Source organism: Cupriavidus gilardii, assembly GCF_013347325.1.
Classification (GTDB): domain Bacteria; phylum Pseudomonadota; class Gammaproteobacteria; order Burkholderiales; family Burkholderiaceae; genus Cupriavidus; species Cupriavidus gilardii.
In genome coordinates this window covers 3,443,787-3,470,418 of record NZ_CP054626.1, presented here as the reverse complement: position 1 = coordinate 3,470,418, position 26,632 = coordinate 3,443,787, and the positions used below count along the sequence as shown (strand labels likewise).

The window sequence follows — 26,632 nt, the reverse complement described above, 5'->3', positions numbered from 1 at the left end:
CGTTTTGTCTACCGTCGTCTGCTGTCCGGCTTGCCACTTCCTCCCCGGTGATTCCGTTCAGGCCGGCGCCATCAGGCGTGCGGGCGCGCCGCGCCCATCGCCAGCGCATCGGCCGCGGCAGCGATCTCGCTGCCGCCGCTCGCCGAAGCCGTACCTGAAATCGTTGCCGGCACCAGGCCATCGGCGCAGAACAGCTCGGCCGCGGCGAGACCCGCCGCATCGCGCTTGGCCCGCAGCCGCCATTCCGCGGCCTCGGCCAGCAGCACGGCCTGGTATGTACGCGCCATGCCCCATGCCAGGCGCCGGCCTTGCGCCTCTTCCGGGGCGTTGATCATCGGAATCAGCGTGTCCAGCGCGTTCTCGATCCGCTGGCGCAGGCCGCGCGTCGCATCGAGTGACAGCCCGCGCAGCCGCCGCACCACGTCCTCGATCCAGGCCTCACCATGTTCCGGGGCGCGCAGCGCGCGCAACACGTCGTGCGCCAGCACCGAGGTCGTGCCCTCCCAGATGCAGTGCACATGCAGATTGCGGAAGAGCCGCGGCAGTCCGGTGTCCTCGATGTAGCCGGCGCCGCCGAAGCTCTCGAGCAGCTCGCTGCCGGCCCAGACCGCCTGGCGTGCACAGGCCAGCTTGGTCAGGGGGGCCATCAGGCGCGACAGCGTGCCGTCGGCACCGTGTTCGGCCGCACCGATCAGCGCGGCGGCCTGGAAGTTGAGCGCGAGCATCGCCTCGTATTCGGCGGCAATACGCGCCAGCCACGCGCGATGCATCGGCTGCTGCGCCAGGGGCTTGCCGAAGACCTCGCGCTTGCTCGCGTAGTCCCGTGCGAGATCCAGCAGGTGGCCAACACCGGCCGGGCCACCCCAGGAGGCCCACAGCCGCGCGATATTGAGCAGGCCGGCCATCTTGCCGACGCCCTGGCCGATCTCGCCGACCGGCACCGCGATGGCGTCCTTCAGGTCCAGCTCTGCCGTGGGCAGCGCGCGCGTGCCCAGCTTGTCCTTGAGCCGCCGAACCTCGATGCCGTTCCAGCTGCCGTCCGGACGGCGCAGCTCGATCAGGAACAGCGACAGGCCGCGGCTGCCCTGCTGCGCGCCCTCGGGCCGCGCCAGCGCCAGCGCCATCTGCCCGGTGGTGGCCGACGTGAACCACTTGGTGCCGTTCAGCCGCCACGTGCCGTCGCTCGAGCGGCGCGCCGTGGTCGAGCTGCGGCCGACGTCGGAGCCGCCCTCCTTCTCGGTCATCCATTGCCCGGAGGTCCACGCGTCGTGCCGGGCGGTCAGCTTCGGCACATAGCGCTGCGCCAGCTGCGGATCGTGCTGCTGCAGCAGCCGCGCGGCGCCGTCGGTCATCACCAGCGGACAGTCGGCCACCGCGCAGACGGGGTCGTACAGATTGACCAGCCCGGCCTGCACCACGCGCGAATGCTCGCCATAGGGGGTTTCATAGGGCAAGGCCACCAGGCCTTCCTCCTGGCCGATCTGCACCAGCCTGAGCCAGGCCGGATCGACACGCAGTTCGTCGACGCGCCGGCCCCAGGGGTCGTAGGGCACGTGCTGCGGCGGATTGCGTTCGGCCTGATCGGCCAGCGGCAGCAGTTCGGCAACCGCGCGCTCGCCGAGCCGGTCGAGCGAGGGACTGGCCTCCGCGAATACTTCCGCGGGGAGCAGCCGCTCCAGCGTCAGCCGCAGCGTCGGATCGGTGCGAAAGCGATTGCCGGGTTTCGGTGCGGCCTGATGGAAGTCACTCATTGCCGTCTTCTCCTTGACGGGTTGGCAGCGCTCGGCTGCGGTCCCAGGGATTGCACGCAGAAGGCGACGAGGCTGGCCACCAGATCGGCGTCCTCCTCGTCCGGATGCGGCGCGCTGAGCGGCCCGACCAGCGTTTCCGCGATGGCACCGACGATGGCGGTGCCGACCAGATGCGGATGCTGCGGCGCGATCTCGCCCGCCTCGATGCCCTGCTGGACCAGCCTGGCGAAGATTGCCCGGTACGGCTCGCGAAACTGCATCCGCGCCACGTCGATCGGCGGATCGACCGGCTCGGCCAGCAGCGCCCAGGCCAGCTGGCGCCCGCGCAAAGCGCGGCGCGCAAAGGTCTCCACCACACGGGCCAGCCGCTCGCGCACGGTGCCTTCGGTGTCGAAGGCGGCGGCGCAGGCGTCGATCTCGGTCTGCGCAGCGCGCTTGAAGACCTCGTTGAACAGATCGGCCTTGGTGGCGAAGTAGCGGTAGATCAGGCCGGCCGAGATCTCGACCTCGGCGGCGATCGCAGGAATGTTGGCGGCGGCGTAGCCGCCACGTGCCACGAGCTTGAGCGCGGCCTTGATGATCCGCTCGCGGGTTTCCGCCAGGCGAGCTTCGACTTTGGGGGTTCGACGGTAGGGCATGAAAGAAGTATCTATGCTTTCATTTCTTCGTGCAAGGTTGAGTTTCTGGTTGTAGACTCGGAAAAAATTCGACGGAAAGGAGACGCGCCATGGACCGGCTGCCACTTCGCCCCTATGCGTTCGGTTGGTTCCAGGTCGAGTACGGCGATGCGCTCAAGCGCGGCGATGTGCGTCCGGTGCGGGCCTTCGGGCAGGAATTCGTGCTGTGGCGCGATCACGATGGCACGGCGCATCTGATGGACGCCTACTGCCGGCACCTCGGCGCGCATCTGGGCCATGGCGGCCGCGTCGTCGGCAACGAGATCCAGTGCCCTTTCCACGGCTGGCGCTATGACGGACGCGGCGAATGCACGCGCATTCCGTACAGCCCGGATGCCTCGCTGCAATCGCGCGGCATGCGCCGGTGGCCGACTGTCGAATCGAATGGCCTGATCCTCGCCTGGTGGCATCCGCAGGACCGGCCGCCGAGCTACGAATTCCCGCGGCTGCCGGAATACGGTCACGGCGAATGGTCGCGCTATCACCGCCACGCCTGGCAAGTGCAAACGGTCTGGCAGGAGATCCAGGAGAACATCGTCGACAGCACGCACTTCCACTACCTGCACGGGGTGGAAAGCCTGGCGGTCGTCGATCGCTTCGAGCCGTGCGGACCGGTGCTCGACGTCAATATCGTCCACCAGTTCAAGACGCCGCGCGGCGTGCAACGGGGCTACATCCAGACCACGCTGTACGGTCCCTATCTGGCCACGGTGCGCTTTCGTATCGGCGATCTGGCCGAGATCCTGTTCGTCGACGCGATCACGCCGCGGGAAACCAACGAGGTGGAATTGCGCTTCAGCCTGATGGCCCGGCTGTCGGGGATCGAAGCGCCCGACATGAGCCTGGAACTCGTCAACGAGGCGATCCGGCAGGTCAGCCAGGACGTGCCGATCTGGAACCACAAGGCGCATCGCCCTCGCCCGAGCCTGGCGCGCGGCGACGGGCCGGTGATGAAGTTCCGCGAGTGGGCGCGCCAGTTCGCGGTCGAGACCGTACCGATCCGGGAGGTGGCCTGTGGCCTCGCCGAATAATCGCGATCCGAAGGGCGTATTCGCCTACGTGGGCAACAACATCCTGCCATCGACGCTGGCGCGCGGGCCGTGGAGCCCGGATGCGCAGCACGGCGGCGCGCCGGCCGGCCTGCTGGCCGCGATCGCCGAACGCGCGATGGCCGACGAGCCGCAATGGTCGATGGTGCGGCTGACGCTGGAATTGCTGCGGCCTGTACCGATCGCGCCGCTGCAGGCCACGCACGAGATCCAGCCGGGCGGCTCGGTGCGGCGCGTGGTCTTGAGCCTGATGCATGACGACAAGCCCGTCGTGCGCGGCGTCGCGGTATTCATGCGCGAGCGCGCGGTAGATCTGCTGGCTGCGGCAACCGCGTGCCCGCTGCCGCTGCCGGACCAATGCAGCGAGCCGATCCGGATTCCCGGCATGGCCGAACAGACTTCCTTTCACTACACGGCGATGGAGAGCCGCGTGGCGGCCGGCAGCGTCGCCGACCCGGGCCCCGCGGCCGCATGGTTCCGCCTGGCGGTGCCGCTGATCGACGGCTGGTCCACGCCGTCCAGCGCCCGCGCGGTCGCGGCCGCCGACTTCGGCAACGGCATCAGCTGGGCGCTGCCGCTCGACCGCTTCGTGTTCGCGAACGCGGACCTGACGGTCTCGCTGCACCGCCAGCCGCGCGGCGAATGGGTCGGCGTGGACGCCGTCACGGTGGCCCAGCCCAGCGGGATCGGACTGACTACCTCGACGCTGTACGACGAGGCCGGTGCCATCGGCGTGGCGCAGCAGAGCCTGGTGATCAAGGCGCGATAGATGGTCGTCGGTGAAGCGCCAGCGCTACACTGAGCGCTTCTCCACGACCGATGCGCGCCCATGCAGATACGCACCTTCCGCCAGTCCGATGAAACCGACGTGGTATCCCTGTGGGAGCACTGCGGGCTGACGCGTCCCTGGAACGATCCGCACCGCGACATCGCGCGCAAGCTCGCCGAACAGCCGGAGCTGTTCCTCGTCGGCGAGGTGGACCGCAGGCTGATGGCCACCGCCATGGTCGGCTATGACGGCCATCGCGGCTGGCTCTATTACCTTGCGGTCCACCGCGATTTCCAGGGCCGCGGTCATGGCCGCCGGCTGACGGCCGAAGCGGAGAGACTGCTGCGCGAACGGGGCTGTCCGAAATTGAACTTGCTGGTCCGCAACGACAACGAAGGCGTGCTCGCCTTCTATCGCGAACTGGGCTATACCATCGATGCCACCGTCAGCCTCGGCAAGCGGCTGATTCCGGACAACTGAATCTGGCTCATTGAACGCCCGGCCCACGGCCATCCGCTTCGGCACGCCGGCACCGGTCTTCCGCGGCTGACGGTGGCGCCGGCACACGCGGGATCCGTAACGTGCCCGGCGGTTCCCGACTCGATCGATGAGGCAGACAGATGAGCAATATCGGATTCATCGGCCTGGGCGTGATGGGCGCCCCGATGGCCCAGCATCTACTCGAAGGTGGACACACGCTGTACGTCCATAGCCGCAGCGGCGCGCCGCAGCCCCTGCTCGACGCCGGCGCGCAAGCGTGCGCGAACGCGGCCGAGGTGGCGCGACGGGCGGAAGTCGTCATCCTGATGCTGCCCGACACGCCCGACGTCGAGCGCGTGCTGTTCGGCGACAACGGCGTCGCCGCGGGGCTGACCAGCGGCAAGGTCGTGGTCGACATGAGCTCGATCTCGCCGATCGACACGCGCGAGTTTGCCGGCCGCATCGAAGCGCTCGGCTGCGACTACGTCGATGCGCCGGTATCGGGCGGCGAGGTTGGCGCCAAGGCCGGCACGCTGTCGATCATGGCGGGCGGCAAGCAGGCCGCGTTCGATCGTGTGTTGCCGCTGCTGCAGCTGATGGGCAAGAACATCACGCTGGTCGGCGGTGTCGGGGACGGACAGATCGCCAAGGTCGCTAACCAGGTCATCGTCGCGCTGACGATCGAGGCAGTCGGCGAGGCGCTGGTACTGGCCGCGAAGGCCGGCGCCGACCCGGCCCGCGTGCGGCAGGCGCTGATGGGCGGCTTTGCCAGCTCGCGCATTCTCGAAGTGCACGGCGAACGGATGATCCGCCGCACCTTCGACCCAGGCTTTCGGATCGCGCTGCATCAGAAGGACCTGAACCTGGCGCTGTCGACGGCCCGCAAGCTCGGGCTGAGCCTGCCCGGCACCGCATCGTGCCAGCAGCTGTTCAATGTCTGCGAAGCGCTCGGCGGCGAGGCGTGGGACCACTCCGGGCTGGTCCGTGCGCTCGAGCACATGGCCGATTTCGCGATCGGCGATACGCCGGCTTCCTGAAGCGAGGCTTGCGAACGGCGCGGCGCCGCCAAGGCCCGATGCAATCGGGCCAAACCCCAATCTGCCCAAACCCCGATCGGCCCGAACCCGCATGCACGGCACCGCACCAGCACGGTGAATTCCTCGGGAATTACCCTTGTTTGCGTTCCAATACATCACGTCATGATGTATTGTTCGTAGCCATCGACGGTTCCGCACCGTCGTGAGGGCGCTGGTCCCGGTTCGTCACCGGTACGTCCGCCAGCCCTTGCCCTGCAGCGTCTCTCGCCACGACGAGGGTCGCCTGCCGTCGCCGCGCCGGCATACGCGCCCGCGCGCCGCGACATTCCCGAGTGCCATCGACACAGGCCTGCGCCGAGACAGGCGGAGATGGCTGTTCCGTTCACCGTTTCGAATCCTGCGGGCGCCATCATGCGAATACGCAAACAAACCGATTTCTTCTCCGGATTGATGTTCATCGTCGTCGGCCTGGGTTTTTCGCTGGTCGCGCGCGGCTACACCATGGGCACCGCTGCACGCATGGGCCCCGGCTACTTTCCGTTCTGGCTCGGCATCGTGCTGGCGCTGCTCGGAGCAGTCGTGGCGATCGGCGCGATGTCGCCGACGGGCGAATCCGACCGGCTCGCACGCTGGGACCTGCGCACCGTGCTGTGGGTGCTCGGCTCGGTGGTGCTGTTCGGCCTGGTGCTGAAGCCGCTCGGCATGGTGCTGTCGGTGATTCTGCTGGTGCTGATCGCGTCGATGGCGAGCCACGAATTCACCTGGCGCGGCGCGCTGCTCAATGCCGCGGTGCTGGTGGTCATCAGCCTGGTTGCCTTCGTCTACGGCATCAATCTGCAAATGCCGGTGTGGCCGGCTTTCCTGTCGGCTTGAGGAGGGCCACGCAATGGAATTGCTCAACCATCTGGCGCTGGGATTTTCGACCGCGCTGTCGCTGCAGAACCTGGCCTACGCGCTGCTGGGTTGCGTGCTGGGAACCCTGATCGGCGTGCTGCCCGGTCTGGGCCCGCTGGCAACCATCGCGATGCTGCTGCCGATCACCTATACGCTGCCTCCGGTCGCGGCGCTGATCATGCTGGCCGGCATCTACTACGGCGCGCAATACGGCGGCTCGACCACCGCGATCCTGGTCAATCTGCCGGGCGAATCGTCGTCGGTGGTGACCACGCTGGACGGCTACCAGATGGCTCGCAAGGGCCGTGCGGGCGTCGCGCTGGCAACGGCGGGCCTGGGCTCGTTCTTTGCCGGCAGCGTCGCCACGCTGATCCTGGCCGCGTTCGCGACGCCGTTGTCGGAGCTTGCCTTCAAGTTCGGGCCGGCCGAGTATTTCTCGCTGATGGTGCTGGGCCTGATCGGCGCCGTGGTGCTGGCATCGGGTTCGCTGGTCAAGGCCGTCGCGATGATCGTGCTGGGCCTGCTGATCGGCCTGATCGGCACCGACGTCAATTCCGGCGTGGCGCGCTTCTCGTTCGACGTGCCGGAGCTGACCGACGGCATCAATATCACGGGACTGGCGATGGGCCTGTTCGGCTTTGCCGAGATCATCGTCAATCTGGAGCAGAGGGAGTCGCGCGAGACCTTCACCGATCGCGTGACCAACCTGTTCCCGACGAAGGAGGACTTCAAGCGCATGATTCCGGCCGTGCTGCGCGGTACCGCGCTCGGCTCGGCGCTCGGCGTGCTGCCGGGCGGCGGCGCGTCGCTGTCGTCGTTCGCGGCCTACTCGCTGGAAAAGAAGACGTCGAAGCATCCGCACGAATTCGGCAAGGGCGCGATCGAAGGCGTGGCCGGACCCGAGTCCGCCAACAACGCCGCGGCGCAGACCTCGTTCATTCCGCTGCTGACGCTTGGCATCCCGTCCAACGCCGTAATGGCGCTGATGGTCGGCGCGATGACGATCCACAATATCCAGCCCGGTCCGCAGGTGATGACCAGCAACCCCTCGCTGTTCTGGGGGCTGATCGCTTCGATGTGGATCGGCAACCTGACGCTGGTGATCCTGAACCTGCCGCTGATCGGCATCTGGGTCAAGCTGCTGAAGGTGCCGTACCGCTTCCTGTACCCCGCGATCCTGACGTTCTGCTGCATCGGCGTCTATTCGGTAAACAACACCGTGTTCGACGTGTTCGTCGCGGCGGCCTGCGGGATGATCGGGTACATCTTCATGAAGCTGCGCTGCGAGCCCGCGCCGCTGCTGCTCGGTTTCGTGCTGGGGCCGATGATGGAGGAGAACTTCCGCCGTACGCTGCTGCTGTCGCGCGGTGACTTCCACGTATTCATCGAGCGGCCGCTGTCGCTGGGGCTGCTGGTCGCGGCCGCCGCGCTGGTCGCCGTGGTGGCGCTGCCGGCGGTCAAGGCCAAGCGCGAGGAGGCGTTCCAGGAGGAATAGCGAGGCCGCGGTGTTCCGTCTCCCCCTCCCTCGCCCGCGGGCGGGAGAGGGAGCCGCCAGTCGCAATGGAGGGGCCTACGCACGCGACTAAGCACGCGACTACGCGCCCGTCCACACGCGGCCGAGAAAGTCCCGGATCAGCGGGCATACCTGCGCGAAATGCGTCTCCAGCAGCCAGTGGCCGCCGTCGGTCATATGCAGCTCGGCCCGCGGCAGATCGCGCAGATAGGCACGGCCGGCGGCCTCCGGCATATAGCCGTCATGGGGGCCCCACAGGATCAGTGTGGGCGGCTGGTGTTCGCGCAGATAGGCCTGGTAGCGCGGGAACCAGTCGAGATTCGCCTTCAGCCCTTCCATCAGCCGCACGGCCAGTTCGCGCCGGACCGGCGTGTCCATCAGGCGCCAGTGCAGCGTCCATAGATCCGGCGACAGGCGTGGCACATGTTCCGGGCGGATTTCGCCGACGAACTCGTCGCGAAACCCGTGCTCGCTGGCAGCCGCCTCCAGCGGCGCGCGGTTGGCCGGCGACGGGTCGGCCCAATAGCGCTGGATGGTCTCGTACTTGGGGCCCAGCTGGTCCTCGTAGATGTCGCCGTTCTGGATGATCAGCGCGGCGATCCGCTCGGGCGCCCGGATGGCGAGGCGTAGACCGATCTGCGATCCGTAGTCATGCAGATACAGCGCATACCGCCGCAGCCCGAGGGCGTCGGCGAATCGCTCGAGACAGGCCGCATAGGCATCGAAGTCGTAGCCGAATGCGCCGAATTCCGGCGTATCGCTATAGCCGAAGCCCGGAAAATCCGGCGCCACGGCGTGCCAGCGATCGGCAAGCGCCGGCAGCAAGCGGCGGTACTGATAGGACGAGCAGGGGTAGCCGTGCGGCAGCAGCACTGCGGGCGCGTCGCGCGGACCGGCTTCCCGGTAGAAGATGCGGATGCCGTCGAGGTCCAGCGTCCGGTGCGTCACCGCATCCTGCCGCTCGGCGATTTCCGTCGCCGAAGCGGTCGAAACCGCGGGCATATCGTGCGGATCGTCCATCGTCGCGCCTCCGAAAAAACGGATTCGGGCCACGATGCAAATTGCGTTCCGACGCCTGGCTCCGCCCCGGCGCCTGCTGTTCGTTGCCCCGCCGCGGCATTACCGCCATCGCGATCGTGCAAAGCGCGCAGTTTTTGCGTGGCGCCTAAGCCGCCACGGGTCAAACGCAAAAACCGCGGACGATTCCCGAGAACGGGCGAGCGCCGCGCTCGTAACATGCCCTCCGTTGTTTACGAGACGGGCAGCTTGCGAGGACCCGGCCACCACCATCGCAATGTCGCGCCCCGGCACCGGAGGTGGTGGCCGGTTTTTTTGAGGCCCTCAAACCCACCCCGCCCGATGCAGCTTGCGCCAGAGCGCCGTGCAGGCCAGCGCGGTGCCCGCGATCACGGCCGGATAGGCGAAGGGCAGCTTCAGCTCCGGCATGAACTCGAAGTTCATGCCGTACAGGCTGAACACCACGGTGGGAATCGCCAGAATGGCGCCCCAACCCGCCAGCCGCTTGACCACCTCGTTCTGCCCCACCGTCACCAGCGCCAAGTTGACCTGCACCGCGGTGGTCAGCATTTCGCGCACGACGTCGAGCGTTCGCAGCAGCCGGCTGGCGTGGTCCTCGACGTCGCGGAAATAGGCCCGCAGATCCCTGGGCACCAGTTCCTCGTGCAATCGGATCAGCTGCCCGCACATCTCCTCGATCGGATAGACCGCATTGCGCAGCCGCAGCACCTGGCGTTTGATGTGGTACAGCCGCTCGATCGCGGTGCGGTCGAACTGGTCGCGGAACAGCCCCTGCTCCAGTTCCTCGAAGGCGTCCTCGAGCCGGTTGACGATCGGCATGTAGTGGTCGACCACGAAATCCATCAGCGCGTACAGCACGTAGCCAGGCCCGTTGGCCAAGGCGTGCGGCTCGTGCTCGCAGCGGTCCCGCACGGGTGCGTAGGTACTGCTGGCCCCATGGCGGACCGACACCACGTAATTGGGGCCGACGAACAGATGGGTCTCGCCGATCTCGACGCTGTCGCCCACCAGCTGCGCGGTATTGAGCACGATGAAGACGCTGTCGCCATAGGCCTCCAGCTTGGGACGCTGATGGGCGTTCAGCGCGTCCTCGACGGCCAGATCGTGCAGGCCGAATTCGAGCTGCGCCTGCCGCAGCAGCGCCAGGTCGGGTTCGTACAGGCCGAGCCAGACGAATGTGCCAGGCGTCTTCAATACCTCGCTGATGTCCTCCAACGGGACCTCGCCAAGCCGCTTGCCGCCGCGGTAGGCCACGCAATTGACGATCGCACCCATGAACGCTCCTCGGTCAGGATGCGCAATCGTAACAAGCGGCGGTGCGGTGGAGGACAAAGGTCGATATTGCGGCTACGCCCGCCGAGGCTGGCCACCGTCGCCGCCAAACGTCGCGCCGTGCAGGTCACCTGAACGACAATTGTTACAGTTCGCCGGGAAGAGGCAGTTAGAATGCGATATTTCCACGCTTACCCGGCTATGTCCCAGAAGAAATCGCCACACTTCGAGCTGCGTAGTGGCAACGTCGACGCCCTCCTTCTTGCGCTCCATACCGCGGATACCTCGGCGCTGCGAGACGATCTGCTGTCGCGCTTCGAAGCTACCCCCGATTTCTTCTCGAACGACGTCATCGCGCTGGACCTGCGCTCGCTGGAAGACGGCCAGCGGCCGGAACTGGGCGCGGTGATCGACACGCTGTCGACGCTGAAGGCCCGCGCGATCGGCGTGGTGGCGCGCCAGGAGCAGCACGACTGGGCCCAGGCCTGCGGGCTGCCGATGCTGGACAGCCAGAGCCGCCGCGGCAACGGGCGCGCCGGCGCACGCGACGCCGAACCGGCCGCTGCGGCCAGCGAAGCCCCTGCTCCCGCTGCGGCTCCTGCTCCCGCTGCGGCTCCGACACCCGAACCGGCGCGCGCCGCCACCACGATGCTGATCGACAGGCCGCTGCGCTCGGGCCAGCAGATCTACGCGCACGGCGACGTCGTGATCATGGACGTGGTCAGCTTCGGTGCCGAGGTCATCGCCGAAGGCAATATCCATATTTACGCCCCGCTGCGCGGCCGTGCGCTGGCGGGAGTCAAGGGCAATCCGGACGCGCGCATCTTCTGCACCTGCCTGGAACCCGAACTGATTTCGATCGCCGGCATCTACCGGACCGCCGAACAGACCCTGCCGCCCGACGTGCTGGGCAAGCCCGCGCAGGTCCGGCTCGCCGACGAAACCCTGATTCTCGAGCCGCTTCGCATGAAGTGAGTCCGGCCGAGTTCCGCAACATCGCAGCGCAAGCTTCAACCCTATTACTGGACCAAGAGCCATGGCAAAAATCATCGTTGTGACCTCCGGCAAGGGAGGCGTCGGCAAGACCACCACCAGCGCGAGCTTCGCCGCCGGGCTGGCCCTGCGCGGCCACAAGACCGCCGTGATCGACTTCGACGTCGGCCTGCGCAACCTCGACCTGATCATGGGTTGCGAGCGCCGGGTGGTCTACGACCTGATCAATGTGGTGCAGGGCGAGGCCAATCTGCACCAGGCGCTGATCAAGGACAAGAAGTGCGAGAACCTGTTCATCCTGCCGGCCTCGCAGACCCGCGACAAGGAAGCGCTGACGCACGAAGGCGTCGAGAAGGTGATCACGGACCTGATCGCCATGGACTTCGAATACATCGTCTGCGATTCGCCGGCCGGCATCGAAACCGGCGCGCTGATGGCGATGTATTTTGCCGACGAGGCGCTGATCGTCACCAATCCGGAAGTCTCGTCGGTGCGCGACTCGGATCGCATCCTCGGCATCCTGTCGTCCAAGACCAAGCGCGCCAGCGAAGGCGAGCCGATCAAGGAACATCTGCTGATCACGCGCTACAACCCGAAGCGCGTGCACGGCGGCGAGATGCTGTCGCTGACCGATATCCAGGAAATCCTGCGTATCAAGCTGATCGGCGTGATTCCCGAATCCGAGGCCGTGCTGCATGCCTCGAACCAGGGCACGCCGGCCATCCATCTGGAGGGCACGGACGTGGCCGACGCCTACGGCGACGTGGTGGACCGCTTCCTCGGCAAGGAAAAGCCGATGCGCTTCGTCGATTATCAGAAGCCGGGCCTGCTGTCGCGCCTGTTCGGCAACAAGTAAGGAGGGCTCATCCCCATGTCGATCCTGTCCTTCCTGCTCGGGGAGAAAAAGAAATCCGCGTCGGTCGCCAAGGAGCGGCTGCAGATCATCCTCGCCCATGAACGCACCGGCCATTCCGCGCCGGCCGACTATCTGCCGGCACTGCAGCGCGAGCTGGTTGCCGTGATCTCGAAATACGTGAAGATCGGCGATCAGGACCTGCGGGTCAGTCTCGAGCGCCAGGACAACCTCGAGGTGCTCGAGGTCAAGATCGAGATCCCGCAGAGCTGATCGTCAGCGGCCGGCCGGCCGGCCGGTCCGGCCGCCCCCCCCTTTGGCGGGGTGTCCCGACGCGGACGCCCTCGCCCTCCCCGCCTTTCCCCTTTTCTGTTTCCGCACGCCTTCGCGGGCCCGACTTTGCACGCCGCAATGCACCATTGCGGGCAACTGTCGCGGCCGGACAACGAATTTGCACCAGCGGCGTCCATTCAGCCCCGCTCCGGCATGGATTGGTGTCGGAACGGGTTACGTTTTGATAAATTTTCGCGGCGTCTACCGACAACGTAGAGCCAATAAATGCCGCCGCGATCCGGCGACAGAACCACAAGACAGAAAAGGAGCACCATGAAGAAATCGGCCTTGACTCTCGCACTCGGCACCCTGTTCGCCGGCAGCGCCTACGCGCAATCCTCCGTCACGCTGTACGGGATCGTCGACCAGAGCATTCGCTACACCACCAACGCCAACGCCAACAATGACGGCCTGGTCGAACTGACCAACGGCGCCATCACCAACAGCCGCTGGGGCATCAAGGGCAGCGAAGCCCTGGGCAACAACCTGAAGGCGATCTTCCAGCTGGAAAACGGCTTCGATCCGGATACCGGCCGCGGCAACCAGGCCACCGGCACGCTGTTCGGCCGTCAGGCTTACGTCGGTCTGTCGGGCGACTTCGGCACGATCAAGCTGGGCCGTCAGTACACCGAGGGCTTCAACCTGTTCGGTGATTACGATCCGCTGACGATCGGCAACTACAACAACAACGCCTGGCCGTTCTTCCTGACCCAACTGCGCCGCGACAACGTCATCAGCTATGACGGCAAGTTCGGTGGCCTGAACGTCGGCGCCAGCTATGGCTTCGGCGAGCAAGCCGGCAGCGTGCGCACCAACCAGTACTGGGGTGCCCGTGCCTCGTACGCCTTCGGCCCGTTCGGCATCGGCGGCGTGTACCAGGAAATCCGCGACATCAACGAGAACAAGCAGCAGATGTGGGGCGTGGCCGGTAAGTACACCATCGGCGCGGCCAAGCTGTTCGTCGGTTACATCGGCGGCAAGGACCACACCGGCGTCATCGACAACGGCTTCCTGAACCCGGATCAGACCACCACCGGCAACCCGATCCCGGCGGGCGGCAACCATGCGGCGAACCCGCGCAAGGACAAGATCGGCTACGTGGGCGCCAGCTATCAGCTGACCCCGGCCCTGGCCCTGACCGGCGCGTTCTACTACGACGACATCGACAACAAGGACGGCGTTGCCGGCAACGATGGCAAGCGCTACACCGGCGTGCTGCTGGCCGAGTACGCGCTGTCCAAGCGTACCCAGGTCTACGGTACGGTCGACTACAACAAGGTCAAGGACGGTGCTCGCACCGAACTGCCGGGCAAGAGCAACCAGACCGGCGTGGCAGTGGGTATCCGCCACATCTTCTGATCGGCGTCGTCTTTCACCGATCCAGAGGCAAGAAAGCACCTTCGGGTGCTTTCTTGCTTTGGGGCAGCACCAGGCGCCAGATCGCCGCGCCGCGTTCCTTGCCCAACGTCAGCTTGCCGCGGTGGCATCGCATCACGCGGCGCACGAACATTCCGGCCGGCGTACTGCGTGTCAGCGCCGCGACGACCTCATCGGGCGACGCCGCCGCGGTCGCCACCTCCACGGAGCAGGCACGGCCAGAGATGCCGATCCGCAGATGCACGGCCGCACCGGGCGAACTGTTCAGAATCGCACGGGCCAGCAGGCGGGTGACCGCCATCTCGAGCATGCGGGCATCGCCTTCCACCCAGGCGACGGTCGGCAGGGCCTGGCAGTGCAAGATCACGCCCGCCTCGTCGGCCGCGCTCCATGCCGCATCGACGCAACCGGCGACCAATGCCGCCAGATCGATCGGCTCGCGGCAATACGAATGAACGGCCTCTTCGATCAGGCAGCCCAGTTCATCGACCCGGTTCAGCGCCTCGCGCGCGTGCGCGACGACCTGCGCCGTAAACGCCGGCCCGGCCAGTGCACCGGCGCGATACAGCCCGGCAAGCGCCAGCATGTCGGTGGGCGGAACGCGCAGATCGTGCGCCAAGCCATGGACCACCGCTCGCCATACCGGATCCCCCCGCCGCGCAGCGCTTCGGGCCCAGCGGCGGCGCCATGCGGCCAGACGGGCAAACCGGTCCCACATGCGGATGAGCACACTCATGGCAGGCTCACCGCCTCGAGCCGATAGCCGTGGGTATAGACGGGAATCAGCCGGAAACCGCGATCCGCGCGCAAACCCAACTTGCTGCGTACGCGGGACATGTGCGTATCGATGGTGCGCGACAGCGGCGAGATCTCCCTGCCCCAGACCGCGGCGACAATATAGTTGCGCGCGACGATGCGTCCCTCGTTGCGAAACAGCAGCAGGGCCAGGTCGAATTCCTTCGGCGTCAACTCGACGGGGCGGCCGTTCAGCGTGACGGTGCGTGCGGCGCTGTCGAACACATAGCCGCCCAGGCTGACACGAGCGTCGGTACCGCCGCGGCGGCTGTCGGCACGGCGCAGCAGCGACTGGATGCGCGCAGTCAGCTCGCCCGGCCGGATCGGCTTGACCATGTAATCGTCCGCCCCGGCGCACAGGCCACTGACCACATCTTCCTCGGCGCCGCGGCAGGTCAGGAACATTACGGGCACGCGCCGATCCAGGTTGGCGCGGGTCCAGTGCAGAACTTCCTTGCCGCTCATGTCCGGCATCTGCCAGTCGAGCAGCAACAGATCGAAACTCTCATTGCGCAAGCGCAGCAGCAACTGCCGGCTCAATCCGAAGCTGACGCAGCAGTGGCCGGCCTCGGTCACGATTTGCTGGATCCACGCAGCCTGCGCGGGTTCGTCTTCGAGCGATGCGATCTTCATGCGCAACTCCGTTCACGGTGGTGAGCGATCGAACTCCGGTCTGCCTGCGACCGTTCCATTGCCATCGGGCATCGAACCATCCCGCATTTAAGATTGCGCGCGGCCGTTTACAAATAGGAATTGCCTCAATTTGAGGTTTCAACAAATTCTCACTTTCGGCATGCCGATGCCTGAACGTACGATGCCTGCGCGGATCGACGTTGCCGCACCAATGCCAGCGGCTAGACGGCAAAGGCCAATGCCCGAGCTCCGACTGTCCGCGGCCGGTGAAGCCCGCCAGTGGACTGCCTTGTCGCGCTTCGGGGCGCGCGCCGCCCCCGCGCCATCGAAATCGAGATCGACATGCGAGGAGAGCAGACGCCATGAGAATCGCTGCGCTGCAAGACGATCCCACCCAAGCCGTGGTGCTCGAGCAAACGCTCAGCCTGCAAGGCCATCGATGCATTCGCTTCCGGGAAGGACGGACCCTGATGATGGCGCTGCGCCAGGAAGCGTTCGATATGCTGCTGTTGGACTGGGAAGTGCCGGGCATCGCCGCCCAGGACGTGCTGCTGTGGGTACGGCGCACCATCGGCAGCCGCTTGCCGGTGATGCTGCTCGGCGATGCTGCCGAGGAGTGCCAACTGTGCCGCGGCCTCGCGCAGGGCGCGGATGCGTTCATCGCCAAACCGGTACGGCGAGCGGAGCTGGCGGCCCGCATCCATGCACTGGCGCGACGCATGCTCGATACGGGCGAGGGCTGCTTCGATCTGTCAGTCGGTGCCTATCGTTTTTCGACTACTGAACGGCGCGCCTATCTGACCGGCACGCCGGTCATGCTGTCGCCCAAGGAGTTCGATCTGGCCATTCTGCTGTTCCGGCATCTCGGCCAGCTGGTGTTGCGCCAGACCATGATCGACGAGGTCTGGCACCGCGCGCTGCCGGACGGTTCGCGCACGCTCGACAGCCATCTGTCACGCGTGCGGACCAAGCTGGCCCTGTGGCCGCACAACGGCGTGCGGCTGACCACGGTGTATTCGGCCGGCTGCCGCCTCGATGTGGTCGACCCCATCTAAGGAGCGAACCATGGCTTCCCTCGCCAGAAGACTGCTCGCGGAAGCGGTCGGCACCTTCGGATTGATCTTTGCCGGATGCGGCGTGGTGGTGCTGGCCGGCTGCAAACCGGATACCGCCGCGGATCTGCTGTGCATCGCGCTCGCGTTCGGGCTGGCGGCCTATGCGATGGCGCGGGCGGTCGGACCGATCTCCGGCGCCCATCTGAATCCAGCCATCAGCCTGGGCCTGGCAGCGGCACGGCGCTTTCCGTGGCGAGAGGTGATTCCCTACTGCATCGCACAGCTCGTGGGTGCCGTGGCCGCCGCGACGTTGCTGATGCTGGCGGCGCAGGGCAGGCCCGATTTCGCGTTTTCGTCCGAGCGCTTCGCCGCGAACGGCTACGGTCTGCATTCCCCTGCCGGCTACGACTTGCCCAGCGCATTGGCGATCGAATTCGCGGCGACCGCGATGCTGGCGCTGGTGACGGCCAGCGTCACCCACCGGTGCCGCCTGATCGCTGCGGGTCCCGTGGTGCTTGGGCTCGCGCTGGCGATGGCCCACCTGCTTGCCTTGCCGGTAACCCACGCCGCGCTCAATCCTGCCCGCGCCACCGGCCAGGCGTTGTTCGTGCAGGGCTGGGCGATCGCGCAGCTATGGCTGTTCTGGCTGGCGCCCGTGGCCGGTGGACTGATGGGCGGGCTGGTCGCGTTCTGCCTGCTCGACGAGGATGGCTTGCTGACCGAGCCGGACGAACTGACGGCGCTGGCACAGTGGGCGGCAGCCGAGGCGGCCGAGCCCGGTTGCGATCCCCCGCCGCCCGCGTGAGGGGACGCGCGTCAAGTGAACGGCGGCAGCGCGGACACTGCGCAGCACCGGGCTTGCGCGCCGGCTCAGTCCGCCTTGATGCCGGCTTCCTTGACGATGCGGCCGTTGTCGTCGTATTCGGCCCGGATCGCCGCGGCGAACTGCGCCGCGCTGCCGCCGGTGGGTACCTCGCCGCCCTTGAGCAGGCGCTCACGAACTTCCGGCGCGGCCAGCGCCTTGTTCAGTTCGGCGTTCAGACGCGCCACGATCGCGGCCGGCGTCTTGCCCGGCGCGAACACGCCGAAGGTCGAGGTCAGATTGGCCTTCGGATAACCGAGTTCGGCAAAGGTTGGCACCTCGGCCAGCGCGTCGATGCGCTTCGGCGCGCCGACCGCCAGCGCGCGCAGGCGTCCGGCCTGCATCTGCTGCGTCAGCGCGGGGCTGGCATTGGTGCTCATCACTTCGAACTGGCCGCCGAGCGCGTCGTTCATCTGCTGGCCGGCGCCCTTGTACGGGATCAGCGTCAGGTCCGCTCGCGATTTGGCCTTGACCTGTTCGAGCACGACATGGCCGACCGTGCCGAGGCCCGAGGTCGCCCACCGGACCGAACCGGGCTTGGCCTTGGCCTGCGCGACCAGATCCTGGAAGGACTTGCCGGCAAAGCTCGAGGTGGCGACCACGATCACCGGCGAGTACATCACGCTCATCACCGGCGCGATATCGCGCTGCGGGTCGTAATGGACCTTGCCGACGTGCGGGTTCAACGTCAGCGGACTGGTCGACGAAAAGCCGATCGTGTATCCGTCGGGCGCTGACTTGGCCACCGCATCCATGCCGATGCTGCCACCGGCACCCGCCTTGTTCTCGACCACCACCGACGTCCCCATCTGATCGGAGAGGCGCTCGGCGAGCGCGCGCGCCACCGTATCGCTGATGCCGCCGGTCGGATAGGCGACGATCAGACGGATCGGGCGCGACGGATAGTTGTCGGCGGCGACCGCCGGCGCGCTGGCGACGACGGCAAACGACGAGGCGGCGGCAACGGTGGCAAGGGCGGAGAGTCCGGGCAGGCGGAAGGCAAGAGACATGGCGGCAGAGATTGGCAGAAAGTGATGGCCGTGGGTTGACGGTCAAAGCCGGCATAACGCATGCGCAAGGCAGGCAGAAGGCGGGCGGATGCCTGCCAGGCCGGCGACGGGCGCTATCTTAGCCCAACGCTCGGAGCCGCCAATGGGGCACCCAGGAGACGAACAACTCGTTGGCCCGATCGTACAGGCGCCAGACGGTGCCGCATTCGCGGCACTCGAAGGTCAGCATGCTGAACGGCACGCCGGCGGCGCTCTGGCTGACCAGCGGCGCGGTGTGTTTCAGCGCCAGCCGTTCGTGCGGCTCGCGCCGGCGCATGTCGGCGGCCAGCGCGAGACAGTGGTCGCAGGCATCGGGTACGCCGGGTGCGGGCGATGCATCGCGGGAGCGGGACGGAACTTCGTGGGCGGACACGGCGGCTGGCGGGGCGGCAAACACCCCGCGATGGAATCGGCAACGCCGCCATGATGCCGCAAATCCCACCCCCGCTGACGGACGCCATGATGCGGGACGGTATGCGACGGGTGCGCGATGACCGCGCCGATGCAGGTTCGGCGGCAACTCGACAAGTGGCGACGTGCCGCTTCAAGTGGAATCTGCAGATTGCCGAAAGTCCTTTCTTGACGAGTTCGTCACACTTGCGCGATCCGTTCGTTGCATGGCAACGGCACGACGGCCTGTGCGGCGGTGCCCTGCCACGCCTCCCTGCCCAATCATCACCCCTGCCATCCATCATGCGCGCTCCCCTGACCATTCACCGGTTCGCCGGCATCCAGGACATCCGGCTGGCCGTCCAGCGCTGTCCCGGCGAGCTCTTGCAGCAACTACATGGCGACGGCGCCCATCACATCGTTCAGCTTGGCGGCAATCGCTATCGGTTCCAGCTGAGCGAATGCCCATCGGGACGATGGGAAGGCATGCTGGTGGAAGTGCCGTTCCGCCACATGACGCTGCGGCAGCAATTGCTTGCGATCGTACGGACCTTGTGCCGGCTGCTGCCGTGCGGGTCCGTACGCCTTGCACGCATCCGGCATACCGTCGGGCATTTCAAGCCCGCGGAAGGGCGGGTCGGGCTCATTCCCGAACGGGGCTTTCTGCCCGGTGACGATCGGCTGGTCTGGCTGCATGACCTGTGCCGGCGGTTCCACGCTGGTCCGGACGCGAACATCGACCTGCCGGCCAGCCTCGATTTCCGCGACGCGGTCGTGTCCGACGACGATCTGGAACTGGTCGATCAGCAGCTGCGCGCCTTGCCGGAGATGCTACGGCTCGATCAGCTGGAACTGATCCTCGAGCCGCTTTGCTCGCTTGCGCTGCCCCCCGGCACGCCGGCGCGAGGCCGGCGCGACGACATGGCGGCGTCGCTGTGCGACCGGTTTGCCAACGCACATGGCTTCGAGATGGCGGCGGCCAGGCGAATCGTGCAACTGATGGGCGGGTCGCCCCTCGGACCGGCATTCCGGCAGTGGCTGGAAAACGGCGCCTTACAGCTGGCCGACGGCCTCGCCGCCGCGGTCAACCCCTGTGCGATGGCGCGGACGACGGAGCCGCTTCCGGGAGCGGATGCAGGCACCGTCAAGGGTTTCCAGCTGATCAGCCGGCACCTGAAGGATCTCGCCGCCGTCCTGCCCCTGCTGTCTCCAACGGCGGCCGCCTCGATGCTGCAAGCGATGAGCGACATTGCCGCCGTTCCCGGCGGCGACCGCGCGGCTCGGATCGAGCTTCGGACCATCGTCGCGCGCGCGTATGCGTTGACCACGGAACGCGATCCGGCCGCGACCGAAGCGCCGAAGGCGCCGCGCAAACCCGCGCGCGTCTGGGGCAAGCCACTCGGTATGCCTAAAGAGGCACACCAGTAAGATTCTTCCTCGTCACGCTGTGACGTGTGCCGATCCTTTGCTAATCTGGAATGGCGTACCGCCGACCCGACCGGCGGACCTCTCCCCGCCGCGGATGCCGGCGAGTGGGGCCGCAGTCCTTCCCGACCCGACCAGGAGTGGATGATGAAAACTGCACGACAGGTCCTCGCGTCCAAGCCGACGCAAGCCATCTACAGCATCCAGCCGGGTGCGACGGTCTATGCCGCGCTCCAGTTGATGGCGGAAAAGAGCATCGGCGCGCTGCTGGTGATGGAGCACGGCAAGATCGTCGGCATCCTGAGCGAACGCGACTATGCGCGCAAGGTCATCCTGATGCAGCGAACGTCCCGCGAAACCTTCGTGCGGGACATCATGACCACCGCGGTGGTCTATGTGCGGGCCGACCAGACCACCGACGAGTGCATGGCGCTGATGACGCAACACCGCTTGCGCCACCTGCCTGTGATGGAAGGCGACGAGTTGATCGGCATGCTGTCGATCGGCGATCTGGTCAAGGACATCATCTCCGAACAGCGCTTCATCATCGAACAGCTGGAGCAGTACATCGCAGGCAGCCGCTGACACGCGGACAGCAGCGTCCCAGACGGCATATTCGGTAAACGCATATAATTTTGCGTTTACTGAATAACAGATGAAGCCGGTCCTGCAGGGCCGGCTCCGGCCGCCCTCCCCGCCGCTATCACGGCGGCTATCCCTGGCCGCCCGCCGCCGCCGCTCCGATGTCCCGCCCCGCCGTATCCGACCGCCCTGACCCCGCTTCCGCCCCCTCTTCGATTGCTCCATCCGACACCGCGGTCCCCGCGCCGGCGCAGCCCGTTGCCGCCGCCGCGGACCACCGCGCGATCATGCGCGTGATCGGCGGCATCGTGCTGTGCATCCTGCTCGCCGCGCTCGATCAGACCGTGGTGATTCCGGCCGTACCTGCGATCGCGCAGGATCTGGACGGCTTCGGCCATCTGTCCTGGATCGTCACGGCCTATCTGATTACCTCGACCGTCACCACGCCGCTCTACGGCAAGCTGTCGGACTCGTTCGGCCGACGCCGGCTGCTGATGGTCGCGATCGGACTGTTCGTGCTGGCCTCGCTGGCCTGCGCGATGGCCGGTTCGCTGCAGCAGCTGATTCTGTTTCGCGCGCTGCAAGGCATCGGCGGCGGTGGCCTGATGTCGCTGGCGCAAGCGGCCATCGCCGACGTGGTGTCGCCGCGCCAGCGCGGGCGCTATCAGGGCTACCTGGCGGCGGTATGGGCGGTGGCGTCGGTGGCCGGACCGCTGGTCGGCGGCTGGGTGTCCGACCATCTGTCGTGGCGCTGGCTGTTCTGGATCAATCTGCCGCTTGGGCTGCTGGCGATGTGGTTGTGCCATCGCGGCTTGCGCGCCCTGCCCGCTCCGGCCGGCAAGGCTCGCGTCGATTGGGGCGGTGCGCTGCTGCTGACGGTGGCGATCGTGTCCTTCCTGCTGGCGATGAGCTGGGGCGGCGAGCGATTCGACTGGCTGTCCGCGCCGATGGCCGGACTGGCGGCGCTGACCGGACTCAGCGTGCTGGCGCTGGTCTGGCAGGAACGGCGCGCCAGCGATCCGATGCTGCCGCCGCGCCTGTTCGCCAACCGCAATTATGTATTGGGCGTCGGTGCCTCTGCGTTGGCCGCTTCCGCGCTGTTCCTCTGCGTCTTCGCGCTGCCGCTGCACTTCCAGCTGGTGCGCGGCGCCGACGCGGCGACGTCCGGCATGCTGGTGGTGCCCTTCCTGCTGTCCACCGTTGCAGGCAACTTCGTGGTCGCGATGCTGGCGCCACGGCTCGGCCGGCTGCGCGGGCTGCTGACCATCGGCTTTGCCGCCGCGGCTCTCGGCCTGGCGGCGCTGTCGACCGCGACGCCGGCCACCTCACTGGTGTGGCTGCTGGCCGCGATGATCGTGACCGGCGTGGGCCTGGGCATCTGCATGGTCGGCACGTTGATGAACGTGCAGAACGCCCTCGAGCGCCGCGACACCGGCGCCGGCACCGGCGCGCTGCTGGTGCTGCGCTCGCTGGGCAGCGCGCTCGGTGGCGCGATGGCCGGCACGCTGCTGACGCTCGCCTTCCGCGGGGCCCTGCACGCGGCCGGACACGACAGCGTGGGCGCATCGCTGGATCTTGGCGCCCTGCGGCATGGCAGCGAAGCATTCGCGCAACTGGCGCCGCAGGTGCAGCATCTGCTGACCGGCGGCGTCGAGGCCGGCTTCCACTGGATCTTCGCGACCGGTGCCGCGGCCGCGCTGCTGGCGCTGGGCCTGGTCCGGCGTACGCCGGACGTCGAGCTGCGTGGCGCCGTCCCGGATCACGTCAAGCCGCTGGCGATGGAATAACGCAGGCGTCGGGGCCGGCGTAGACTACGGGTCACCGTTTGCCGGAGATCGACGCCATGACCCGCTTCCCTGCCTCCCCGAGCCAGCCGCCACGGCGCCGCCGCGCCGCCCTGCCCTGGGCCGTCGCACTGGCGCTGTCCGCGCCGAGCCTGCATGCCGCCGGTGAACAAGCTGCGAACCGCCCTGCCGGCGCGGCCGCGCCCACGTCCGAGGCCTCGTCGGGGGCGCGCCCCGCAGCCAGTTGTCCCGCCACGCTGAACTTCCGCTTCCCAAGGTTGCAGGACGAGGCCGAACAGAACCTTTGCCAGTACGCCGGCAAGGTCGTACTGGTCGTCAATACCGCCAGCTATTGCGGCTTCACGCCGCAGTACGAGGGCCTGGAGGCGCTCTACGCCAAATACCGCGAACGCGGCCTGGTGGTGCTGGGCTTTCCCTCCAACGACTTCTCGCAGGAACCGGGTTCCGAAAAGGAGATCGCCGATTTCTGCTTCAACACCTACGGCGTCAAGTTTCCGATGCTGGCCAAGACCCATGTGCGCGGCGACCAGGCCAATCCGATGTATGCGCGGCTGGCCAGGGAAAGCGGCACCGCGCCCAAATGGAATTTCCACAAGTACCTGATCGACCGCGACGGACGCGTCGTCGCCAGCTATCAAAGCTCGGTGAAGCCGTCGGACCGGCAGCTGGTCTCGCGCATCGAGCAATTGCTGGCCGCACCGCGCCAGGCGAATCAGGCGGCGGCGAATTGATCGCTGAATATCCGCAGGAATACCCACAGCCAAAACGAGGAGAACGATGAAGCTGGTACGAATTGGCAGCGCCGGCGCCGAGCGGCCCGGATTGATCGACGCGCAGGGTCGCGTGCGCGACCTGTCCGCAGTGGTCCGCGATATCGACGCCCGCACGCTGTCGCCGGGCGCGCTGGCCGAACTGGCGGCGTTGGACCCTGCCACCCTGCCGCTCGCAGAAGCGCAGCGATTCGGCACGCCATGGACCGGAATCGGCAAGATCGTCGCCATCGGGCTGAACTACGCCGACCACGCGGCCGAGGCCAACATGCCGATTCCGTCGGAGCCGATCGTCTTCCTGAAGGCGACCAGCTCGCTGAACGGCCCGAACGATCCCGTGATGCTGCCGCGCGATTCGGTCAAGACCGACTGGGAGGTCGAACTCGGCGTGGTGATCGGCACGCGCGCGCAGGATGTGCCGGCGGCCGATGCGCTCGCTCACGTGGCGGGCTACTGCGTGGTCAACGACGTCTCCGAGCGCGAATTCCAGATCGAGCGCGGCGGCACCTGGGACAAGGGCAAGGGTTGCGACACCTTCTGCCCGGTCGGTCCGTGGCTGGTCACGCGCGACGAGGTGCCCGATCCGCAGGCGTTGACCCTGTGGCTGGACGTCAATGGCGAACGGATGCAAAGCGGCACCACCGCGACGATGGTGTTCGATGTCGCGACGCTGGTCAGCTACGTCAGCCGCTTCATGACGCTGCATCCTGGCGATCTGATCTGCACGGGCACCCCGCCGGGCGTCGGCATGGGCTTCAAGCCGCCGCGCTTTCTGCGGGCCGGCGACACCATGCGGCTCGGCATCGAAGGACTGGGCGAGCAGACGCAGCGGGTGCTGCCCTATACGCGCTCAGCGTGATGGCCTCGTTCGCGTCGTAACACAATGAAACATGAGGGGGGCTCTGATCCCTTGAAGCCGATCGAGTTCCCCCGACCCTGCGCGCATCAGGGTGGACCGTACCCCGTTAGCAACAGTTCTGAAAACAAATGCGGCGCAAACAGCGAATCGCATAGGCACTCGCGATCCTAAGTGGAATACTGTGCTTCATGGACTAAGCCAGTACGAGCGCCGTCATGTCAGAAGTTGATCCCCCCATTCTCGTGTCCCGCCTCGGAGCCGATCTCACTCCGGCCTATTGCGAGTTGTCCGATACCCTGGATAGCCGCACCGAACTCGAGGCGATCCGCCGTACCATCCACCAACACCCCGAACTCGGATTTGAAGAGCACCGCACCGCCGAACTGGTGGCGCAGCGTCTCGAGCGTTGGGGCTATGCGGTGACGCGCGGGGTCGGCGGCACGGGCGTGGTCGGCACGCTGCGCAACGGCGACAGTGGGCGCAGCGTCGGCATCCGCGCCGACATGGACGCGCTGCCGATCCTGGAATCGACCGGCCTGCCGTACGCCAGCGTCCATTGCGGCAAGATGCACGCATGCGGCCACGACGGCCATACCGCGATCCTGCTCGGCGCCGCGCGCCAGTTGGCGCGTACCCGCAATTTCGACGGCACCGTCCATCTGATCTTCCAGCCGGCCGAGGAAATCGGCGCCGGCGCCAGCGGCGCGCAGCGGATGCTGGCCGATGGACTGTTCGAACGCTTCCCCTGCGATGCGATCTTCGGCCTGCACAACCATCCCGGCGTGCCGGTGGGCACGTTCATGTTCCGCGCCGGCCCGATGATGGCGGCCTGCGACACCGTAACGATTACGATTCGCGGCAAGGGCGGCCATGCCGCGCGGCCCCACCAGTCGATCGATCCGATCCTGGTTGCCGGCAGCCTCGTGATGGCGCTGCAGACGATCGTGTCCCGCAATGTGGATCCGAACGAGACCGCGGTGGTGACGATCGGCTCGCTGCATGCTGGCCACGCTCCCAACGTGATTCCGGAAAGCGCCAAGCTGGAACTGAGCGTGCGTTCGTTCAGTCCCGAGGTGCGCACCACGCTGGAAACACGGATCCGCCAGTTGGTGAGCTCGCACGTCGAGGGCTATGGCGCGGCAGTCGACATCGATTACCGCCCGGGCTATCCGGTGGTGGTCAACAGCGAAGCGGAAACTGAATTCGCGCGCCAGGTCGCCGAAGAGCTGGTCGGCCCGGACAAGGTCGTCGGCCAGATCCCGCTGATCGCCGGCAGCGAGGACTTCGCGTATTTCCTGCAACAGCGTCCCGGTTGCTTCGTGCGCCTGGGCAACGGCGCGGGTCGTCCGCTGCTGCACAACCCCGCCTACGACTTCAACGACGACAACCTGACGATAGGCGCGGCGTACTGGACGCGGCTGGTCGAGCGCTATCTGGGCGCCTGACCGGCGGCTGACCGCCTTCCCTGACGGCAGACCCGCTCAGCGAAAGAACGCGCTGGGCGGCACGCCGAACTGCCGCCGGAACATCGCCGCGAACGCGCTCGGGCTCTGGTAGCCCAGTTCCAGCGCGACCTCGACGACCTTGACACCGGCCGCCAGCCGCTCCAGCGCGGCGAGCAGCCGCGCCTGCTGGCGCCATTGCCCGAAAGTCATGCCGGTCTCGCGCGCAAAGCGCCGCTGCACGGTCCTGCCGTCGATCCCCAATCGCCGCGCCCAGTCGGCCAGCGTCATCGGCGTATCGGGCATTTCCAGAATCGCGGCACAGATACGCCGCAGCGCCGGATCAGCGGGATGCGGAAGGTGCAGCGGCAATGCAGGCAGCAGCAGCACCTCGTCGAGCAGCAGCTGCATCACGCGGCCGTCGCGCGAATCGGCAACATAGGGCGGGACGATATCGATCGCCGCCAGGATCAATTCGCGCAGCAGGGGCGAGACCCCGAGCACGGTGCAGCGCGTCGGCAATCCGTCGGCCGCATCCGGGCGGATATAGGCGGTGCGCATGCGCACGTGGCCCACCATGCGTATCCAGTGATCGGTGCCGCCCGGTACCCAGATCGCACGCGTGGGCGGCACGATCCATTGGCCCTCGTCGGTGCCCACGACCATCACGCCATGCACCGCATGCAGCAGTTGCGCGTGCGGATGGCGGTGGCGCGTCGTCAGGTGGCCGGGCTGATAGTCGGCGGCCATCGCGGCAACCGGCATCGGGCCACGGTCGTACGCCATATAGCGCGGGCGCGGGGGCAGGGCGCCGGGTAGGGAAACAGCGTCGGCCATCTTGGTGATATCGGAATGTGGCGAAAGCGTGGCGTCTTGAGCGCCCGATAAGGCCATTATCTGTCCGTTTCGAGATGGTTGTAGTCTCAATC

At 67.0% G+C, this 26,632-nt stretch carries 27 protein-coding genes; 18 read left to right on the top strand and 9 right to left on the bottom strand.

All coding sequences use genetic code 11. The features are described 5' to 3' along the window. Window positions 1-71: 71 nt before the first annotated feature. On the bottom strand, window positions 72-1,751 hold the full coding sequence (locus FOB47_RS25930; RefSeq protein ID WP_174782370.1) for an acyl-CoA dehydrogenase family protein: 1,680 nt from the start codon (window positions 1,749-1,751) through the stop codon (window positions 72-74). After that, complete coding sequence (locus tag FOB47_RS25925) at window positions 1,748-2,389, bottom strand: TetR/AcrR family transcriptional regulator (protein WP_151023157.1); 642 nt, start codon at window positions 2,387-2,389, stop codon at window positions 1,748-1,750. The genes FOB47_RS25930 and FOB47_RS25925 overlap by 4 nt, the downstream gene beginning before the upstream one ends. Window positions 2,390-2,478: 89 nt before the next feature. On the opposite strand from FOB47_RS25925, the gene FOB47_RS25920 reads away from it, so the two are divergent. The 6 genes from FOB47_RS25920 to FOB47_RS25895 all read left to right on the top strand — a co-directional run bounded on the left by FOB47_RS25920 (window position 2,479) and on the right by FOB47_RS25895 (window position 8,152). After that, on the top strand, window positions 2,479-3,459 hold the full coding sequence (locus FOB47_RS25920; protein WP_174782369.1) for a Rieske 2Fe-2S domain-containing protein: 981 nt from the start codon (window positions 2,479-2,481) through the stop codon (window positions 3,457-3,459). Continuing rightward, window positions 3,443-4,246, top strand: coding sequence for a thioesterase family protein (locus FOB47_RS25915; protein ID WP_174782368.1), 804 nt, complete (start codon window positions 3,443-3,445; stop codon window positions 4,244-4,246). Before FOB47_RS25920 ends, FOB47_RS25915 begins: the two co-directional genes overlap by 17 nt. 60 nt (window positions 4,247-4,306) lie before the next feature. Then, window positions 4,307-4,726: a GNAT family acetyltransferase gene (locus tag FOB47_RS25910; RefSeq protein WP_053823265.1), complete on the top strand. Its 420-nt coding sequence runs from the start codon at window positions 4,307-4,309 to the stop codon at window positions 4,724-4,726. 140 nt (window positions 4,727-4,866) lie between these two features. Beyond that, window positions 4,867-5,763, top strand: coding sequence for a 2-hydroxy-3-oxopropionate reductase (locus FOB47_RS25905; RefSeq protein ID WP_174782367.1), 897 nt, complete (start codon window positions 4,867-4,869; stop codon window positions 5,761-5,763). Window positions 5,764-6,174: 411 nt separating this feature from the next. After that, on the top strand, window positions 6,175-6,636 hold the full coding sequence (locus tag FOB47_RS25900) for a tripartite tricarboxylate transporter TctB family protein (RefSeq protein ID WP_053823264.1): 462 nt from the start codon (window positions 6,175-6,177) through the stop codon (window positions 6,634-6,636). 13 nt (window positions 6,637-6,649) lie between these two features. Beyond that, window positions 6,650-8,152: a tripartite tricarboxylate transporter permease gene (locus FOB47_RS25895; protein WP_023264436.1), complete on the top strand. Its 1,503-nt coding sequence runs from the start codon at window positions 6,650-6,652 to the stop codon at window positions 8,150-8,152. A 99-nt stretch (window positions 8,153-8,251) separates the two neighbouring features. On the opposite strand, the gene FOB47_RS25890 is transcribed toward FOB47_RS25895, so the two are convergent. Beyond that, the gene (locus FOB47_RS25890; protein ID WP_244959391.1) at window positions 8,252-9,190 is read right to left on the bottom strand and encodes an alpha/beta fold hydrolase; all 939 of its coding nucleotides are present in this window, start codon (window positions 9,188-9,190) and stop codon (window positions 8,252-8,254) included. Window positions 9,191-9,511: 321 nt separating this feature from the next. Further along, a complete protein-coding gene (locus FOB47_RS25885) occupies window positions 9,512-10,483 on the bottom strand; it encodes a magnesium and cobalt transport protein CorA (protein WP_053822911.1) in 972 nt (323 codons plus the stop codon). A gap of 198 nt (window positions 10,484-10,681) precedes the next feature. Here FOB47_RS25885 and minC point away from each other — a divergent pair, with 198 nt between their 5' ends. From minC to FOB47_RS25865, 4 genes are all read left to right on the top strand, one after another. Beyond that, complete coding sequence (gene minC, locus FOB47_RS25880) at window positions 10,682-11,455, top strand: septum site-determining protein MinC (protein ID WP_174782366.1); 774 nt, start codon at window positions 10,682-10,684, stop codon at window positions 11,453-11,455. Window positions 11,456-11,516: 61 nt separating this feature from the next. Next, window positions 11,517-12,329, top strand: a complete 813-nt coding sequence (minD, locus tag FOB47_RS25875) for a septum site-determining protein MinD (RefSeq protein WP_174782365.1) — start codon at window positions 11,517-11,519, stop codon at window positions 12,327-12,329. A 15-nt stretch (window positions 12,330-12,344) separates the two neighbouring features. Beyond that, the gene (gene minE, locus FOB47_RS25870; RefSeq protein WP_006578294.1) at window positions 12,345-12,599 is read left to right on the top strand and encodes a cell division topological specificity factor MinE; all 255 of its coding nucleotides are present in this window, start codon (window positions 12,345-12,347) and stop codon (window positions 12,597-12,599) included. A 333-nt stretch (window positions 12,600-12,932) separates the two neighbouring features. Continuing rightward, complete coding sequence (locus FOB47_RS25865) at window positions 12,933-14,018, top strand: porin (RefSeq protein WP_053822909.1); 1,086 nt, start codon at window positions 12,933-12,935, stop codon at window positions 14,016-14,018. A gap of 13 nt (window positions 14,019-14,031) precedes the next feature. Here the strand turns inward: FOB47_RS25865 and FOB47_RS25860 are convergent, their stop codons facing one another. Both FOB47_RS25860 and FOB47_RS25855 read right to left on the bottom strand, forming a co-directional pair. Beyond that, window positions 14,032-14,772, bottom strand: a complete 741-nt coding sequence (locus FOB47_RS25860) for a histidine kinase (RefSeq protein WP_174782364.1) — start codon at window positions 14,770-14,772, stop codon at window positions 14,032-14,034. After that, entirely contained in the window at window positions 14,769-15,464 is a 696-nt protein-coding gene (locus FOB47_RS25855; RefSeq protein ID WP_053822907.1) for a response regulator transcription factor, read from the bottom strand. The genes FOB47_RS25860 and FOB47_RS25855 overlap by 4 nt, the downstream gene beginning before the upstream one ends. Before the next feature lie 362 nt (window positions 15,465-15,826). On the opposite strand from FOB47_RS25855, the gene FOB47_RS25850 reads away from it, so the two are divergent. Together FOB47_RS25850 and FOB47_RS25845 are read left to right on the top strand one after the other, a co-directional pair. Then, the gene (locus FOB47_RS25850; RefSeq protein WP_053822906.1) at window positions 15,827-16,519 is read left to right on the top strand and encodes a response regulator transcription factor; all 693 of its coding nucleotides are present in this window, start codon (window positions 15,827-15,829) and stop codon (window positions 16,517-16,519) included. A 10-nt stretch (window positions 16,520-16,529) separates the two neighbouring features. Next, a complete protein-coding gene (locus FOB47_RS25845) occupies window positions 16,530-17,324 on the top strand; it encodes an aquaporin (protein ID WP_174782363.1) in 795 nt (264 codons plus the stop codon). 65 nt (window positions 17,325-17,389) lie between these two features. Here FOB47_RS25845 and FOB47_RS25840 read toward each other — a convergent pair whose 3' ends face one another. Then, window positions 17,390-18,391, bottom strand: a complete 1,002-nt coding sequence (locus tag FOB47_RS25840) for a Bug family tripartite tricarboxylate transporter substrate binding protein (RefSeq protein ID WP_174782362.1) — start codon at window positions 18,389-18,391, stop codon at window positions 17,390-17,392. 118 nt (window positions 18,392-18,509) lie between these two features. Next, window positions 18,510-18,803, bottom strand: coding sequence for a hypothetical protein (locus FOB47_RS25835; protein ID WP_390884856.1), 294 nt, complete (start codon window positions 18,801-18,803; stop codon window positions 18,510-18,512). Window positions 18,804-18,853: 50 nt separating this feature from the next. Between FOB47_RS25835 and FOB47_RS25830 the strand changes: the two genes are divergently transcribed. From FOB47_RS25830 to FOB47_RS25805, 6 genes are all read left to right on the top strand, one after another. Next, on the top strand, window positions 18,854-20,248 hold the full coding sequence (locus FOB47_RS25830) for a hypothetical protein (RefSeq protein ID WP_174782361.1): 1,395 nt from the start codon (window positions 18,854-18,856) through the stop codon (window positions 20,246-20,248). Between the two features lie 144 nt (window positions 20,249-20,392). Then, window positions 20,393-20,830, top strand: coding sequence for a CBS domain-containing protein (locus FOB47_RS25825; RefSeq protein WP_006576941.1), 438 nt, complete (start codon window positions 20,393-20,395; stop codon window positions 20,828-20,830). Between the two features lie 284 nt (window positions 20,831-21,114). Continuing rightward, window positions 21,115-22,614, top strand: a complete 1,500-nt coding sequence (locus FOB47_RS25820) for an MDR family MFS transporter (protein WP_053822901.1) — start codon at window positions 21,115-21,117, stop codon at window positions 22,612-22,614. Between the two features lie 56 nt (window positions 22,615-22,670). Further along, on the top strand, window positions 22,671-23,363 hold the full coding sequence (locus tag FOB47_RS25815) for a glutathione peroxidase (RefSeq protein WP_244959390.1): 693 nt from the start codon (window positions 22,671-22,673) through the stop codon (window positions 23,361-23,363). A gap of 46 nt (window positions 23,364-23,409) precedes the next feature. Further along, entirely contained in the window at window positions 23,410-24,261 is an 852-nt protein-coding gene (locus tag FOB47_RS25810) for a fumarylacetoacetate hydrolase family protein (RefSeq protein WP_174782360.1), read from the top strand. 215 nt (window positions 24,262-24,476) lie between these two features. Continuing rightward, window positions 24,477-25,706, top strand: a complete 1,230-nt coding sequence (locus tag FOB47_RS25805; RefSeq protein ID WP_053822898.1) for a M20 aminoacylase family protein — start codon at window positions 24,477-24,479, stop codon at window positions 25,704-25,706. Between the two features lie 36 nt (window positions 25,707-25,742). On the opposite strand, the gene FOB47_RS25800 is transcribed toward FOB47_RS25805, so the two are convergent. Then, complete coding sequence (locus tag FOB47_RS25800; RefSeq protein WP_151023136.1) at window positions 25,743-26,540, bottom strand: AraC family transcriptional regulator; 798 nt, start codon at window positions 26,538-26,540, stop codon at window positions 25,743-25,745. Window positions 26,541-26,632: the final 92 nt, after the last annotated feature.

Bases quoted from the DNA above. Each gene is read 5' to 3' on its own strand.
- FOB47_RS25930 (WP_174782370.1), bottom strand. From the start codon at position 1,751: ATGAGTGACTTCCATCAGGCCGCACCGAAACCCGGCAATCGCTTTCGC.
- FOB47_RS25925 (WP_151023157.1), bottom strand. From the start codon at position 2,389: ATGCCCTACCGTCGAACCCCCAAAGTCGAAGCTCGCCTGGCGGAAACC.
- FOB47_RS25920 (WP_174782369.1), top strand. From the start codon at position 2,479: ATGGACCGGCTGCCACTTCGCCCCTATGCGTTCGGTTGGTTCCAGGTC.
- FOB47_RS25910 (WP_053823265.1), top strand. From the start codon at position 4,307: ATGCAGATACGCACCTTCCGCCAGTCCGATGAAACCGACGTGGTATCC.
- FOB47_RS25905 (WP_174782367.1), top strand. From the start codon at position 4,867: ATGAGCAATATCGGATTCATCGGCCTGGGCGTGATGGGCGCCCCGATG.
- FOB47_RS25900 (WP_053823264.1), top strand. From the start codon at position 6,175: ATGCGAATACGCAAACAAACCGATTTCTTCTCCGGATTGATGTTCATC.
- FOB47_RS25895 (WP_023264436.1), top strand. From the start codon at position 6,650: ATGGAATTGCTCAACCATCTGGCGCTGGGATTTTCGACCGCGCTGTCG.
- FOB47_RS25890 (WP_244959391.1), bottom strand. From the start codon at position 9,190: ATGGACGATCCGCACGATATGCCCGCGGTTTCGACCGCTTCGGCGACG.
- FOB47_RS25885 (WP_053822911.1), bottom strand. From the start codon at position 10,483: ATGGGTGCGATCGTCAATTGCGTGGCCTACCGCGGCGGCAAGCGGCTT.
- minC (WP_174782366.1), top strand. From the start codon at position 10,682: ATGTCCCAGAAGAAATCGCCACACTTCGAGCTGCGTAGTGGCAACGTC.
- minD (WP_174782365.1), top strand. From the start codon at position 11,517: ATGGCAAAAATCATCGTTGTGACCTCCGGCAAGGGAGGCGTCGGCAAG.
- minE (WP_006578294.1), top strand. From the start codon at position 12,345: ATGTCGATCCTGTCCTTCCTGCTCGGGGAGAAAAAGAAATCCGCGTCG.
- FOB47_RS25865 (WP_053822909.1), top strand. From the start codon at position 12,933: ATGAAGAAATCGGCCTTGACTCTCGCACTCGGCACCCTGTTCGCCGGC.
- FOB47_RS25860 (WP_174782364.1), bottom strand. From the start codon at position 14,772: ATGAGTGTGCTCATCCGCATGTGGGACCGGTTTGCCCGTCTGGCCGCA.
- FOB47_RS25855 (WP_053822907.1), bottom strand. From the start codon at position 15,464: ATGAAGATCGCATCGCTCGAAGACGAACCCGCGCAGGCTGCGTGGATC.
- FOB47_RS25850 (WP_053822906.1), top strand. From the start codon at position 15,827: ATGAGAATCGCTGCGCTGCAAGACGATCCCACCCAAGCCGTGGTGCTC.
- FOB47_RS25845 (WP_174782363.1), top strand. From the start codon at position 16,530: ATGGCTTCCCTCGCCAGAAGACTGCTCGCGGAAGCGGTCGGCACCTTC.
- FOB47_RS25840 (WP_174782362.1), bottom strand. From the start codon at position 18,391: ATGTCTCTTGCCTTCCGCCTGCCCGGACTCTCCGCCCTTGCCACCGTT.
- FOB47_RS25830 (WP_174782361.1), top strand. From the start codon at position 18,854: ATGATGCCGCAAATCCCACCCCCGCTGACGGACGCCATGATGCGGGAC.
- FOB47_RS25825 (WP_006576941.1), top strand. From the start codon at position 20,393: ATGAAAACTGCACGACAGGTCCTCGCGTCCAAGCCGACGCAAGCCATC.
- FOB47_RS25820 (WP_053822901.1), top strand. From the start codon at position 21,115: ATGCGCGTGATCGGCGGCATCGTGCTGTGCATCCTGCTCGCCGCGCTC.
- FOB47_RS25815 (WP_244959390.1), top strand. From the start codon at position 22,671: ATGACCCGCTTCCCTGCCTCCCCGAGCCAGCCGCCACGGCGCCGCCGC.
- FOB47_RS25810 (WP_174782360.1), top strand. From the start codon at position 23,410: ATGAAGCTGGTACGAATTGGCAGCGCCGGCGCCGAGCGGCCCGGATTG.
- FOB47_RS25805 (WP_053822898.1), top strand. From the start codon at position 24,477: ATGTCAGAAGTTGATCCCCCCATTCTCGTGTCCCGCCTCGGAGCCGAT.
- FOB47_RS25800 (WP_151023136.1), bottom strand. From the start codon at position 26,540: ATGGCCGACGCTGTTTCCCTACCCGGCGCCCTGCCCCCGCGCCCGCGC.